The 12,659-nt window shown below is 70.6% G+C and carries 15 protein-coding genes and 1 pseudogene; all 16 read right to left on the reverse strand.

Annotated elements, in window-relative coordinates:
* Nucleotides 1–177: 177 nt before the first annotated feature.
* Nucleotides 178–1,449, reverse strand: a complete 1,272-nt coding sequence (gene dprA, locus ACFYY1_RS30715) for a DNA-processing protein DprA (protein WP_388591373.1) — start codon at nt 1,447–1,449, stop codon at nt 178–180.
* On the reverse strand, nt 1,446–3,074 hold the full coding sequence (locus ACFYY1_RS30720; RefSeq protein ID WP_388591375.1) for a YifB family Mg chelatase-like AAA ATPase: 1,629 nt from the start codon (nt 3,072–3,074) through the stop codon (nt 1,446–1,448). Before ACFYY1_RS30720 ends, dprA begins: the two co-directional genes overlap by 4 nt.
* Nucleotides 3,074–3,433 (reverse strand): YraN family protein, encoded by a 360-nt coding sequence (locus ACFYY1_RS30725; RefSeq protein ID WP_266729425.1) that lies wholly within the window; start codon nt 3,431–3,433, stop codon nt 3,074–3,076. The genes ACFYY1_RS30720 and ACFYY1_RS30725 overlap by 1 nt, the downstream gene beginning before the upstream one ends.
* 226 nt (nt 3,434–3,659) lie before the next feature.
* Nucleotides 3,660–3,968 (reverse strand): DUF2469 domain-containing protein, encoded by a 309-nt coding sequence (locus tag ACFYY1_RS30730; RefSeq protein ID WP_003965949.1) that lies wholly within the window; start codon nt 3,966–3,968, stop codon nt 3,660–3,662.
* A 64-nt stretch (nt 3,969–4,032) separates the two neighbouring features.
* Nucleotides 4,033–4,521, reverse strand: a complete 489-nt coding sequence (locus tag ACFYY1_RS30735; RefSeq protein WP_388591377.1) for an NUDIX hydrolase — start codon at nt 4,519–4,521, stop codon at nt 4,033–4,035.
* Complete coding sequence (lepB, locus tag ACFYY1_RS30740) at nt 4,511–5,260, reverse strand: signal peptidase I (RefSeq protein ID WP_388591378.1); 750 nt, start codon at nt 5,258–5,260, stop codon at nt 4,511–4,513. The genes ACFYY1_RS30735 and lepB (ACFYY1_RS30740) overlap by 11 nt, the downstream gene beginning before the upstream one ends.
* Nucleotides 5,261–5,311: 51 nt before the next feature.
* On the reverse strand, nt 5,312–6,241 hold the full coding sequence (gene lepB / locus ACFYY1_RS30745; RefSeq protein ID WP_388591508.1) for a signal peptidase I: 930 nt from the start codon (nt 6,239–6,241) through the stop codon (nt 5,312–5,314).
* A 275-nt stretch (nt 6,242–6,516) separates the two neighbouring features.
* Complete coding sequence (gene lepB, locus ACFYY1_RS30750) at nt 6,517–7,407, reverse strand: signal peptidase I (RefSeq protein WP_388591510.1); 891 nt, start codon at nt 7,405–7,407, stop codon at nt 6,517–6,519.
* Nucleotides 7,298–8,364 (reverse strand): annotated as a pseudogene (gene lepB, locus ACFYY1_RS30755) (signal peptidase I). The gene lepB (ACFYY1_RS30750) and the pseudogene lepB (ACFYY1_RS30755) overlap by 110 nt, the downstream one beginning before the upstream one ends.
* Nucleotides 8,357–9,124 (reverse strand): signal peptidase I, encoded by a 768-nt coding sequence (lepB, locus tag ACFYY1_RS30760; protein WP_388591380.1) that lies wholly within the window; start codon nt 9,122–9,124, stop codon nt 8,357–8,359. The pseudogene lepB (ACFYY1_RS30755) and the gene lepB (ACFYY1_RS30760) overlap by 8 nt, the downstream one beginning before the upstream one ends.
* 45 nt (nt 9,125–9,169) lie before the next feature.
* Complete coding sequence (gene rplS, locus ACFYY1_RS30765) at nt 9,170–9,520, reverse strand: 50S ribosomal protein L19 (RefSeq protein WP_072487231.1); 351 nt, start codon at nt 9,518–9,520, stop codon at nt 9,170–9,172.
* A 127-nt stretch (nt 9,521–9,647) separates the two neighbouring features.
* A complete protein-coding gene (trmD, locus tag ACFYY1_RS30770; protein WP_351254827.1) occupies nt 9,648–10,469 on the reverse strand; it encodes a tRNA (guanosine(37)-N1)-methyltransferase TrmD in 822 nt (273 codons plus the stop codon).
* Nucleotides 10,469–11,077, reverse strand: coding sequence for a ribosome maturation factor RimM (gene rimM, locus ACFYY1_RS30775; RefSeq protein WP_388591382.1), 609 nt, complete (start codon nt 11,075–11,077; stop codon nt 10,469–10,471). Before rimM ends, trmD begins: the two co-directional genes overlap by 1 nt.
* 79 nt (nt 11,078–11,156) lie before the next feature.
* Nucleotides 11,157–11,396 carry an RNA-binding protein gene (locus ACFYY1_RS30780; protein WP_005311361.1) on the reverse strand — a complete coding sequence of 80 codons (240 nt, stop codon included), beginning with the start codon at nt 11,394–11,396 and terminating at the stop codon, nt 11,157–11,159.
* A 2-nt stretch (nt 11,397–11,398) separates the two neighbouring features.
* Nucleotides 11,399–11,842: a 30S ribosomal protein S16 gene (gene rpsP, locus ACFYY1_RS30785; RefSeq protein ID WP_072487234.1), complete on the reverse strand. Its 444-nt coding sequence runs from the start codon at nt 11,840–11,842 to the stop codon at nt 11,399–11,401.
* Nucleotides 11,843–11,999: 157 nt separating this feature from the next.
* Nucleotides 12,000–12,593: a hypothetical protein gene (locus tag ACFYY1_RS30790; RefSeq protein WP_072487235.1), complete on the reverse strand. Its 594-nt coding sequence runs from the start codon at nt 12,591–12,593 to the stop codon at nt 12,000–12,002.
* Nucleotides 12,594–12,659: the final 66 nt, after the last annotated feature.

Here is a 12,659-nt window from a genome sequence, read left to right on the forward strand (position 1 = left end):
GACGGTGTCGCGGTCCGCGCAGGATATCCGCGCAGGATAGAGGATCGGCGCCGTGCGAATCCGGCCGATCCGACACGGCCGAGTCCCGGGACCGTCGCCGTGCGCGTCGGCCCCGGAGGCGCCACTGAAGGATCCGCCGAGGTCATCGGCATCACCTTTTCACCCGAATGCTCCAGGTCAAGTACCGCCTCGCCGCGCGCCGCCATTGCAAGTCGGTCGCGGCGTCAACCGCCATCCATCGCCCTCCCGTTCGACGAACCCCAGTGAGTGCAGTTCGTACAGCCTGCCGAGCGCTTCGTCGATGCCGGTTCCGGCGGTGCGGGCCACGTCGCGCCCGCTGACGGCACCCCGGCGGGGCAGGGCGTCGAGGACCGCGGCGGAGGTCGCGTCCAGCAGGTCCCGGGGGTGCACGGGGCCGCGTCTGGCCGGGGCGAGTTCGCCGATGTCCCCCACCAGTTCGGCAACTTCGGCGGCATCGGTGACCAGGACGGCCTCGCCGCGCAGGAGTTCATGGACCCCTGCCGACAGCCCGCTGGTGGCGGGTCCCGGCACGCCCATCGTGAAGCGGCCGAGCCGCTGTGCGCAGCGCGCGGTGACGAGCGAACCACTGCGGTATTCGGCCTCGACGACCACCGTTCCCCGCGTCAACGCGGCGATGACCCGGTTCCGGAGAACGAATCTGCTGCGGGTGGGATGATCGGACGGTGGTAATTCGCCGATGACGAGCCCCTGTTGCGCGATCCTTCCGATCAGCTCGGCGTGTCCCCGGGGGTAGGGGACGTCCACCCCGCAGGCCAGGACCGCCGCCGTCGCCCCGCCGACGGCGAGCGCGCCGCGGTGCGCCGCCCCGTCGACCCCGAACGCGGCCCCCGACACGACCACCCACCCCAGCTCCGCGAGTCCCGCACCGAGTCCGGCCGCCATGTGCGATCCGTAGGGGGTGCAGGCCCGGGCGCCGACCACGGCGACCGAGCGCAGCGCCCAGAGCCGCAGATCGCGCGGCCCCCGCACCCACAGGCCGGTCGGCCTGGCGTCCGCGAGGTCGTCGAGCTGGCTGGGCCATTCCCGGTCGCCGGGGCAGATGAACCGCCCGCCCAGCGCGGCGATCGCCGAAAGGTCCCGCCCGGGGTCGGCGCTCCCGGCCCTCAACCGGTATCCGGCAAGCCGTTTCGGAGTCATTCCGCTCAGCTGCTCCGCGGTGCCGTCCCCGCTGGTGATCCGCCGTATCAGTTCGACGGCACCGCACTCGCGCAGCCAGCGGCCACCGTGCTCGTCCCCCGGCTCGACGATGCGGGTCAGGGCAGCCCGCGCCAGCCGCTCCTGGCCGCTCACCGTCAGCCCCGGCCCGGCCCCGGGCTCCTCCTCCGTGCCGTGTGCCGCGCCCGGTCCCCGTACCTCCCCCGACAGGTCCTGCCCGTTCCCCGGCGCGTCCTCCGTCCGCCGCTTCATGACGGCGCCCCGGCGTTCGTCAGGGCGCCCCGTGAAATCCCGGTCCGCAGTTCCAGCGCCACCGCGATGTCGGAGGCGTCCGGGCGGTCGGCGCCGCGCAGATCGGCGACCGTCCACGCCACTCGGAGCACCCGGTCCAGGCCCCGTGCGGTGAGCATGCCCCGGTCCATGTCCTGCTCGGCCGCGAGGAGCGCGCCCGGTGCCGCGATCAACCTGGTCCGCAGCTCATGGCCGGGCACCTCGCTGTTGGTCGACCACCCGGTGCCCGCCAGCCGCTCCGCGGCCCTCGCCCTGGCCCGCCGGACCCGGGCCGCCACGGAGGCCGTCGGCTCGCCCCTGCCGCCCTGCCCCATCAGGTCCTCGCGCCGGACCGGGTCGACGAACACCCGCAGGTCCACCCGGTCGAGCAGCGGTCCGGAGAGCCTCGCCTGATAGCGCCGCACCGTGGAGGGCGGGCATTCGCAGCCGGCGCCGCTGAGGCCGTGCCGGCCGCACGGGCAGGGGTTGGCGGCCAGCATCATCAGGAATCTGGCGGGCAGCCGGATCACCCCGGCGCTGCGCGCCACCACCACGTGTCCTGATTCCAGCGGCTGTCGCAACGCGTCCAGTGCCCGTACGGAGAACTCGGGCGCCTCGTCCAGAAAGAGAATTCCCCGGTGGGCCAACGAGACCGCACCGGGCCTCGGCAGTCCGTTGCCCCCGCCGACCAGCGACTGCATCGTCGCCGAGTGGTGGGGTGCGCAGTAGGGCGGCCGGCTCACCAGTGGTTCTCCCGGCGGCAGGATGCCCGCCACCGAGTGCACCGCGGTCACCTCCAGGGATTCCTTCCGGGTCAGCTCCGGCAGGAGGGCCGGCAGCCGCTCGGCCAGCATGGTCTTGCCGGCGCCCGGCGGCCCCGAGAGCAGGAGGTGGTGACCGCCCGCGGCGGCGACCTCCAGGGCCTTGCGGGGCAGCTCCTGCCCGGCCACGTCCGCGAGATCCGGTGGGTTCCCGTCGCCCTGCCCGGCCCCGCGGGCGAGCCCGGTGCCGATGCCCGCACCGGGCACCATCAGCCCGGCCAGCATGGTGTCGGGGCGCCCCTCGTCGTGCGCCTGCCGTTCGTCGGGCACCGGTTCGTCGCAGAGCACGGCGACCAGCTGCCGCAGGCTCCGTACCCCGAGCACGGAGACTCCGGGGACCAACGCCGCCTCCCCCGCGGTCTGTTCGGGCACGACGACCTGCCGATACCCCGCCTCCGCCGCGGCGAGCACGGCCGGCAGCACACCGCGCACCGGCCGCACCCGGCCGTCGAGCCCCAGCTCGCCGATCATCACCACATCGGCGATGGACGCGGGATCGATCCGCTCCGCCGCACCCAGCACCGCACAGGCGACGGCGAGATCGAACCCGGATCCGCTCTTCGGCACCGAGGCCGGTGACAGACCCACCGTGAGCTTCTTCTGCGGCCACTCGGCCCCCGAGTTCACCACCGCGGCCCTGACCCGGTCCCGGCTCTCCACCAGGCTCTTGTCCGGCAGCCCCACCAGGGTGAACGCGGCCACCCCCGCCTCCAGGTCCGCCTGGACCTCCACGACCACACCCTCGACGCCGACGAGCGCCACGGAGCACGCCCGGGCGAACCCCATCAGGCCACCCCCCGCGCATGCTCGGCGACGGGCGCCCCACGCCTGGGCAGCACCACACCGACCAGGTCGATCCGGACTCCGCCGGGCGGCGGGCCGCCGTGCCGGTGGGTCCAGATACCGGCCAGCCGCCGCAGCCGCTCCGCCTTGACCGGTGTGACGGCCGCCATCGGATGCTCGAACGCGCCTGCCCTGCGGGTCTTCACCTCGCAGACCACGAGTGCGTCGCCGTCCATCGCGACGATGTCGATCTCACCGGCGCGACAGCGCCAGTTCCGTTCCAGTACGGACATGCCGGCCTCGGCCAGCAGCCGCGCCGCCAGATCCTCGCCGTACCGCCCGAGTGCCCCCCGTGCGTTCATTTCGGCACCACCTCCGGGACCGACTCTGACGCGTCCGGTCCCGATGCGTGGATCTTGGTGGACAACCCCGGGATTGTGGATAACCCGGCCACCCGGAAGTGGGAATCACCACGGATTCGCGAGGGGCTTCACCAGGGATTCGCCGGCGAATCCGCCGGGAGCCGCCGGAGATCACCGGGAATCCCCGGGGAATCGACGCCCCGGGGAAACGCCCCCGGGGTCGGGCTCAGCCGCCCGGAAGTTCGAGATCGCTCTTGTTGAGCTCCTCGATGTTGACGTCCTTGAACGTCAGCACCCGTACCTGCTTGACGAACCGCGCGGGCCGGTACATGTCCCAGACCCAGGCATCCGCCATCGATACTTCGAAAAACACCTCGCCCTGGACCGAGTGCACCTGCATCTCGTAGTCGTTGGTGAGGTAGAAGCGCCGTTCGGTCTCGATCACATATTTGAACAGACCGACGACATCTCGGTACTCCCGGTAGAGCTTCAGCTCCATCTCGGTCTCGTACTTTTCGAGGTCCTCGGCGCTCATTGGCATGTTCCCCTTCAGCCGTGCGTCCCCCCATTGTGCGCCAGGCCCCGGCCCCCCTGGGCGCTTAGGCGATTTCGGGGTCGAGAACCAGTGGCGTACGCGGAGGACCCTCGTCGAGCAGCGTGCGCAGCAACTCGGCGAGCCTGGTCGGGTACACCGTCTCACGCGCCGCCGACAGTTCGGCGGAGGTCCACCACCTCAGCCCCGCGACGCTGCGCCGCTCCAGCCCGGTCTGCCCCCTGGTGTCGGTGGCGGTCTGCCTCGTACGTGCCAGGAAATACCACTCGTCCTGGTCCCAGCGGCGTCCGTCGAACGGGAACGAGCACATCCGCTGCCAGAGCAGCGGGCCCAGTTCGACCTCGGTGATCCCGGTCTCCTCGGTCAGCTCGCGCAGCGCGGCCTCCTCCCGGGTCTCGTCGCCCTCCACGCCGCCACCGGGGGTGAACCACCAGGTGCTCGCCGGGTCCTCCGGTTCGAAGCCATGCATCAGCAGGATCCGGTCGTCGGGGTCCAGGAGCACCACGCGGGCGACCTTCCGCTTCTCAGTGCGCACCGGCGGGCACCTTCTCGCCCTTGTCGCGTCGCGAACGCGCGGACCGTGCCGCGATCGGCCCGTATGCCGCACCGCCCAGGATGAGCACCACGCCCACGAGCACGGCCGCGAGCTGCAGCCGCAGCGGTCCGGGCGACGACACCCCGCCGGGGAGCGAGGAGAAGGCCTCCGGACGCTCGACCATGCCGTTCATCGGCCAGGCGATGGCGTCCACCCGGGCCTGTACCGCGTCGCGCGGGACGGAACCCTGCCCCGCGTCGTCCAGGTGGACCCGGGAGTCCAGGGACGCGCTGCGCTCGTCGCCCAGCAGGAAGAGCTTCCCCTTGGGCACCTCCGCCGTGAAGTTCTTGGCGGAGGCGAGGCCCTTGGTGCGCAGATACGGTTCGTCAATGGGCTTGCCGTTGACCGTGAGCCGGCCGCCCTTGTCACAGCAGGCGATCTCGTCGCCGCCGATCCCGACGACCCGCTTCACCATCGGCATGTCGCCCCACACGGGATCGGTGAAGACCACCACGTCGCCGCGGCGCACCTCGCTGCCGTCGATCCGCTGCGCGAGCACCCGGTCGCCGGAGTTCACCGTCGGAGTCATCGACTGGGTCGGCACCGTGTACGGCTTGTACACCACCGCCCCCCAGGCGAACCCGCCGAGGAAGAGCACACAGCCGACGGCCACGGCCAGCCCCGACAGCATGCTGCCGAGCCGGCCGTGGCCGTCACCCGTACGTCCTTGTCCACTCATCCCAGCGTCCCCCACTCCGGAGATCGACAATCGCTGATCCGAGTCGGCACCCTACCCGGCGGTACGCCCGCTGGTCAGCCTCCTGCGGCGCCAGAGCACGAGAGGCAGCGCGCCCGCGACGCCGAGTGCTCCCGGGGCCAGGCCGGCCGCCGCGTTGATCCCCGGCTGGTCGAAGGTGTCCGGGACCGGCAGCGTCGCCCAGCGGTTGATCGGCCACGCCACCACCACGGCCCGCCCCACGACGTCCTCGACGGGCACGAAGCCCTTGGTCGCCTCGTCCATGTGATAGCGCGAATCCAGGGAGTTCTGCCGGTGGTCGCCCATCACCCAGATCTTGCCCTCGGGCACCTCGACCGGGCCGAACGGCTTGTCGTCGCACGCCGTGTTGCCGGGGAAGATGTACGGCTCGTCGAGCGCCTTCCCGTTGACCTTGACCGGGCCGCCCTTCGCGCACTCCACGGTGTCACCACCGACCGCGATCGTCCGCTTGATCAGGTCCTTCTCCTTGGACGACGGCATCAGACCAATGAAACTCAGGAAGTCCTGCACCGCGTTCGACTCGGGGGTCGGCTCCCCGGCGAGCCAGTTGTCCGGGTCGTGGAAGACGACCACCTCGCCGCGCTCGGGCTCCGAGCCGAACCAGGGCGTCAGCTTGTCCACCAGCACCCGGTCGCCCCGCTGGAGCGTGTTCTGCATCGAGTCCGACGGGATCGAGAACGCCTGCACCAGGAACGTCTTGATCAGCAGCGCGAGAACCAGGGCGACGACGATCAGCAGGGGAAGCTCCTTCCAGAAAGGACGCTGCTTCCTCTCCGCCTTCCCGCCGCCCCCGTCCGGAGCCTCCTCGTCCGCGGGCGCGTCCGGATCCGGTGCCCCTTCCGGACCGGCCACCGGACCGGCCACCGGATCGACGGCGGGATCAGCGGACCGGTCGGGCCCCTTCGCGGGGTCCCCGTGTCCAGATCGTGCACCGGCAGCCACGTCACTCACATCCAGTCCTCACTATGCGCCCCGCCTGCTCCAGGACCCTGTCCGTTCAAAGGCCCACTGCCTGTTCAAGGGCCCTCTGCCCTTGAACAACGAGCGGGAGTTCCTGAGGACCACCGCTTCGCCGACCGCCTTGCCGCCCGCGGGCCGCCGGGCACCGTCCTGCCGCCCCCGGGCCGCCCCGTGCGGATGCACCGATCGGCCGCCAGGATCCTACGAAGAAGACCTGGCGAGCGTCCCGTGTTTACTCGATCTTGCCGTTCCCTTGGTCAGGACCGGCGGACCCGCCTGCGCCAGAGCACGATCGGCACGGCCCCGGCGATACCGATCGCACCGGGCGCGACGGCCATCGCAGCGTTCAGGCCCGGCTGGTCGAAGGTCTTCGGGATCGGCAGCGTCGCCCAGCGGCTGATCGGCCACGCCACGACGAAGGCCCGGCCGACGACCTCGTCGTTGGAGACCGTGCCGTTGCCCGGCAGTTCCTGGTGGTAGCGGGAGTCGCGGGAGTCCTGGCGGTGGTCGCCCATCACCCAGATCCGGCCCTCGGGCACCTTGATCGGGCCGAACGGCTCGTCGTTGCAGGCGGTGTTGCCCGGGAAGATGAACGACTGCTCGTCCAGGGCCTTGCCGTTGACCACGACTGGGCCGTTCTCCCGGCACTCCACCGTGTCGCCGCCGATGGCGATGACACGCTTGATCAGGTCCTTCTCCTCGGCGGACGGCATCAGTCCGATGAAACTGAGGAACTTCTGGACCACATTGGGATGGACTTCCTCGGTGTCGTCCAGCCAGCCGCCCGGATCGTGGAAGACCACGACCTCGCCGCGCTCGGGCTCCGAGCCGAACCAGGGCGTCAGCTTGTCCACCAGCACCCGGTCGCCCCGCTGGAGCGTGTTCTGCATCGAGTCCGACGGGATCGAGAACGCCTGCACCAGGAACGTCTTGATCAGCAGCGCGAGAACCAGGGCGATGACGATCAGCAGGGGCAGCTCCTTCCAGAAGGAGCGCGGCTTCTTCATGGCCTTGCCGCCGCCGTCCGGAGTGTCGCCGTCACTCCCGGCGTGGCCCGCGTTCCCGGCGGACTCGGCGGACTCGGCATGGCCCGAACGGTCCGGCCGGTCCTCGGGTTCCTCGTGTCCGGATCGTGCGCCGACGGCCAAATCCCCCACATCCACTCCTTATTCCGTGCCACGCCTGCGCCCCAGCCGGTGCAGGCCCACCACTCCCATAACGAGCGGGAGTTCTGCAGGGGTCGGGAGAGGGATCATTCCGTTGAGATCCTCGGACGCCACACTATTCGACGGACCCGACGCACCGGCCGCCCCGGCGCGCGCGTCAGGGACCGAGCCGAAAGTCTCCGGCTTCTCCAGTCGTCGCCAGTGGCCGACGGGCCAGGCGATCACCACGGCCCGGCCCACGACCTCGTCCTCGGACACCGTGCCGTGTCCCGGATCGTCCAGGTGGTAGCGCGAGTCGGCCGAATCCGACCGGTGGTCACCCATGACGAAGATCCGGCCCTGCGGAACCTTTACCTCGAATTTGATGAGGGAGGGGGGGTTCCCGGGATAGAGGTACGGCTCGTCGAGCGGTACGCCGTTGACGGTGACCCGGCCGTCCTTGCCGCAGCACTTCACCGTGTCCCCGCCGACCGCGATCACCCGTTTGATCAGGTCCTGCTCGTCGTCGGACGGCAGCAGTCCGATGAAGGTCAGCACCTCCTTCACCTGCTTGATGACGACGGGAGATTCCTTCTTGCCGACGTTCTCCTTCTGGAGCCAGCCCCCCGGATCCTTGAAGACGACGACGTCGCCGCGCTGCGGCCGGGATCCGAACCAGGGCGTCAGCTTGTCCACGAGCACCCGGTCACCGATCCGGATGGTCTGCTCCATCGACCCCGAAGGGATCACGAAGGCCTGCACCAGGAACGTCTTGAGCACGAGCGCGATCACCAGCGCCACCACGATGAGCAGCGGGATCTCGCCCACCGCGGCGCCGCGGCGCCGCCGCTTGACCCTGCGGGCCAGTTTCCGCCGCTCCACCCTGGTGGGCGGCGGGCTCCCGGCCGTCGGTGCCGTCCCGGGTTCGGCCCGGCGCCGCCCGCGGCCGCGGTTACCCATGGCCCCCGCCCTGCGACCGTACGGTGGCGAAGGCGGCGCTGTCCGGCAGCGAGCCCAGCCGGCTCGGCGGCCAGCCGATCCAGTCCACCCTGCCGATCACCATGTCGACCGGGACCATGCCACCGCCCGGCTCTCCCAGGTGGTCACGCGAGTCGCGGGAGTTGCTGCGGTGGTCGCCCATCATCCACAGCGTGCCGTCGGGCACGACGATGTCGAAGCGGACCTGGGAGGGCGCGTCCCCGGGATACAGATAGCCCTCGACGACCGGCCGGCCGTTCACCTCGATCCGCCCCTGCTTGTCGCAGCAGACCACCCGGTCGCCGCCCACGCCCACCACCCGCTTCACGTAGTCGGTCGCGGCCGGCTCGGCCAGGCCCAGGGACGCGGCCACCGAGCGCATCAGACCGGTGACGGGGTTCTCTTCCGGTGGCTCCTGGACGAAGGATCCGGTGCCGTCGAAGACCACCACGTCGCCCCGCTGCGGCGCGGAGCCGGAGCTGTAGGCCAGCTTGTTCACCACCACCCGGTCCCCCACCCGCAGCGTGGGCTCCATCGAGCCACTGGGGATCAGGAAGGGCTGGACCACGTAGTTGCTCAGGAGCAGTACGAAGACCGCGCAGACGGCTCCGAGCGCGGCGGTCCGCCGCCAGGAGATCGCGGCGGCCGGATCCGGGATACGCGAAGAGCGCGACCCCTCCTCCGGCACCTCTGCGGGTGTGGAGGAGCGGTCGCGCTCCGAGGGCTTTGCTTCCGTGTCCATCGGGGCCAGAGCCTATCCGGCCGACCTGTGGACCTGGGAGTCAGCTCAGTTGTCGCGCTTCTCCTTGATCTTGGCGGCCTTGCCGCGGAGCTCACGGAGGTAGTACAGCTTGGCGCGACGGACGTCACCACGGGTGACGAGCTCGATCTTCTCGAAGATCGGGCTGTGCACCGGGAAGGTGCGCTCGACGCCGACGCTGAAGGAGACCTTGCGGACCGTGAAGGTCTCGCTGACGCCCGCGCCCTGGCGACGGATGACTACGCCCTTGAACTGCTGGATACGGGAGCGGTTGCCCTCGATCACTCGGACGTGGACGTTGACGGTGTCACCGGGGCGGAACGACGGGATGTCGGTACGCAGCGATGCGGCGTTGACGCCATCGAGCAGGGAAGCCATGTTGTCTGCTTTCTTCGCCGATGCCACAGGTCATCGACGGGAGAGAGGGAGAAATGGGGTGCTGATCGCGTCGGGCGGACGTCGTTCCCCCTGTGGCAGGGGCGTACGCCGGACGTACAGCAGCGGCCTATTCTTCCACGGCCTCGGGCCTGCGCCAAAATCGGCCGCCGGGCTCGGGTGCCCAGCCGAGGATGGAGAGCATCTCGCGGTCCTTCTTGTCGAACCCCGCGGCTTCGCAGCGCTCGATCAGATCGGGCCGGTTGAGTGCGGTGCGACGGAACGCCTCGTCCCGGCGCCAGCGGGCGATCCGTCCGTGGTGACCGCTGAGCAGCACTTCCGGGATGCCCCGGCCGCGCCACTCGGGCGGCTTGGTGTAGACGGGCCCCTCCAGCAGATTGGCCATCGCGCCGGGGGCGAAGGAGTCGTCCCGGTGCGATTCGGCGTTGCCCAGCACCCCGGGCAGCAGCCGGGCGACCGCCTCGGTGATCACCAGTACCGCGGCCTCCCCGCCGGCCAGCACGTAGTCCCCGATGGACACCTCGACGACCGGCATCCGGGTCGCGTACTCGTCCATCACCCGCCGGTCGATGCCCTCGTAGCGGGCCGGCGTGAAGATCAGCCAGGGCCGCTCGGAGAGCTCGACGGCGAGTTCCTGGGTGAACGGGCGCCCGCTGGGCGTGGGTACCACGAGCACCGGGGAGTGCGCCCCGGCCTCGTACCCGCCCGCCAGGGCGTCGTCCAGCGCCTCGCCCCACGGCTCGGTCTTCATGACCATGCCGGGGCCGCCGCCGTACGGGGTGTCGTCGACCGTGTTGTGCCGGTCGTACGTCCAGTCGCGCAGGTCGTGCACATGGACGTCGAGGCGGCCCCGGGCTCGGGCCTTGCCGACGAGGGAGACGTTCAGCGGTTCCAGGTATTCCGGGAAGATCGTGACGACATCGAGGCGCATCAGGCGTCCTTCCCGTCGGCGGAAGTCTCGTCACCGGAAGCCTCGTCACCGCTCGCTCCGTCGCCTTCCTCGTCCCGGGCGGAGGCGATCACGGCCTGGTCGGCGTCGATCAGGCCGGGCGGCGGGGTGATCACCGCGCGCTGCTCCGCCAGGTCGATCTCGGTGACGATCTCCTCGACGAACGGGATCATCACCTCGCTGCCGTCCGGCCGCTCGACGATGAAGAGGTCCTGGGACGGCAGGTGTGTGATCTCGGTGATCCGGCCGATCTCGGTGCCGTCGGCGAGGACCACGTCGAGGTCCATCAGCTGGTGGTCGTAGAACTCCTCGGGGTCCTCGGGGAGTTCCGCCGGGTCGACGTCGGCGATCAGGAGCGTGTTGCGCAGCGCCTCGGCAGCCGTACGGTCGCGCACGCCCTCGAAGCGCAGCAGCAGCCGTCCGCTGTGCACCCGGCCGGTCTCGATCGTCAGCGGTCCGGCACCGGCCGGTTCGGTGGCGAGCACGGCCCCGGGCCCGAGCCGCAGCTCCGGCTCGTCCGTACGGACCTCGACGGTGACCTCGCCCTTGATGCCATGGGCCCGGCCGATCCGCGCGACTACCAACTGCACCTTGTGTCTCTCCTGTCATACGACGACGGGCCGGGGCGGGCGCATGGCCCTCCCCGGCCCGTGCCGGTGTTCAACTCTGTCAGCGAACCTGATCCACATCGACGAGGTCGACGCGGATGCCACGGCCGCCGATGGCGCCCACGACGGTACGCAGCGCGCGGGCGGTGCGGCCATTGCGGCCGATCACCTTGCCGAGGTCGTCGGGGTGGACCCGGACCTCCAGCACGCGACCACGGCGCAGGTTGCGCGAGGCGACCTGCACATCGTCAGGGTTGTCGACGATGCCCTTCACGAGGTGCTCGAGAGCCTCCTCGAGCATGCTCAGGCCTCGGTCGACTCGGCGGGCGCAGCCGCGTCAGCAGCCTCGTCCGCCTTCTTGTCGGACTTCTTCGCCTTCTGCGTGATGGCCTCGCCCTTGGACTCGTCGCCGCCGTCCTTGGTCAGAGCCTCGAACAGGGCGCGCTTGTCAGCCTTGGGCTCCGGCTGCAGCAGCGGCGCGGGGGCCGGGAGACCCTTGTGGGCCTGCCAGTCACCGGTGAGCTTCAGGATCGCGAGAACCGGCTCGGTCGGCTGGGCGCCGACGGACAGCCAGTACTGCGCACGCTCCGAGTTGACCTCGATGCGCGAGGGGTTCTGCACCGGGTGGTACAGACCGATCTCCTCGATGGCCCGGCCGTCACGGCGGGTACGGGAGTCGGCGACGACGATGCGGTAGTGAGGCGAACGGATCTTGCCCAGACGCTTCAGCTTGATCTTGACTGCCACGGAAGTGGTGTCTCCTGGTCTATGACGTGGGTGGGCACAACGAAGATGCCACGTGGGGTTGCGGTACTCGGGTGCCCGATGGACGCGTCAGCCGGAGGAGAGAGGGGTCCTGTGCGACTGTCGAGTACAGCTAGCCATTGTGCCACACCGCGCCGGGTCACCCCACCGCGACTGCGGCTTCCGGGATGCGGAAGGGCTTCCCGCATCCGCCGCAGACGATCGGCGCCTGTGCCAGGACCGACGGGACGACCCGCACATTGCGGCCGCAGTCGCAGACGGCCTTGACGCGGACGCCTCCGCCGGAGGAGCCGTGCCGGGCGGCCGGCCCGCGGAAGGAGCGCTTGGTGTCGGCGGCGGTGGCGACCGTGTGTGCCTTGAGGGCGCGCTGCAGCCGCTCGATCGTCGGGCGGTAGCGGCGCTTGGCCTCGGGGTTGAGGGCGACCAGCGAGAAGCCGCTGCTGGGGTGGGGCTCCTCGGCGTGGTCGAGGCCCAGCTCCTCGGCGATCGCGAGGAATCTGCGGTTGTGGTAGCGGCCGGCGCGCGAGGTGTCGCGGACGCCTCGCGCGGCGGCGATGCCGTGGACTGCCTCGTGGAGCAGTCGCTCGAAGGAGAGTTCGGCGCCACAGGCGGACGAGGACTCTCCGATCAGGGACTCGGGCGCGGCTAGATCCGGCAGCTCGGGGTGGTACCGCTGAATGTCGGCCCACGCCTGTGCCAGCTCTGCGGCAAGTACAGGTGGTGTCGTGCTCACGTCGTGACAACGAGCGCGAGTGCCCCGGTGTTCCGATTCCGGGCCATCCCAAATAATTTGCACGTA

Source organism: Streptomyces sp. NPDC001890 (genome assembly GCF_042891445.1).
Taxonomy (GTDB): domain Bacteria; phylum Actinomycetota; class Actinomycetes; order Streptomycetales; family Streptomycetaceae; genus Streptomyces.

Excerpts from the sequence above, each read along its gene's own strand:
- rplS (WP_072487231.1), bottom strand. The coding sequence starts at position 9,520 with ATGGCTTCCCTGCTCGATGGCGTCAACGCCGCATCGCTGCGTACCGAC.
- trmD (WP_351254827.1), bottom strand. The coding sequence starts at position 10,469 with ATGCGCCTCGATGTCGTCACGATCTTCCCGGAATACCTGGAACCGCTG.
- lepB (WP_388591378.1), bottom strand. The coding sequence starts at position 5,260 with ATGAGTGGACAAGGACGTACGGGTGACGGCCACGGCCGGCTCGGCAGC.
- ACFYY1_RS30780 (WP_005311361.1), bottom strand. The coding sequence starts at position 11,396 with ATGCTCGAGGAGGCTCTCGAGCACCTCGTGAAGGGCATCGTCGACAAC.
- dprA (WP_388591373.1), bottom strand. The coding sequence starts at position 1,449 with ATGAAGCGGCGGACGGAGGACGCGCCGGGGAACGGGCAGGACCTGTCG.
- ACFYY1_RS30720 (WP_388591375.1), bottom strand. The coding sequence starts at position 3,074 with ATGGGGTTCGCCCGGGCGTGCTCCGTGGCGCTCGTCGGCGTCGAGGGT.
- ACFYY1_RS30725 (WP_266729425.1), bottom strand. The coding sequence starts at position 3,433 with ATGAACGCACGGGGGGCACTCGGGCGGTACGGCGAGGATCTGGCGGCG.
- lepB (WP_388591380.1), bottom strand. The coding sequence starts at position 9,124 with ATGGACACGGAAGCAAAGCCCTCGGAGCGCGACCGCTCCTCCACACCC.
- ACFYY1_RS30730 (WP_003965949.1), bottom strand. The coding sequence starts at position 3,968 with ATGAGCGCCGAGGACCTCGAAAAGTACGAGACCGAGATGGAGCTGAAG.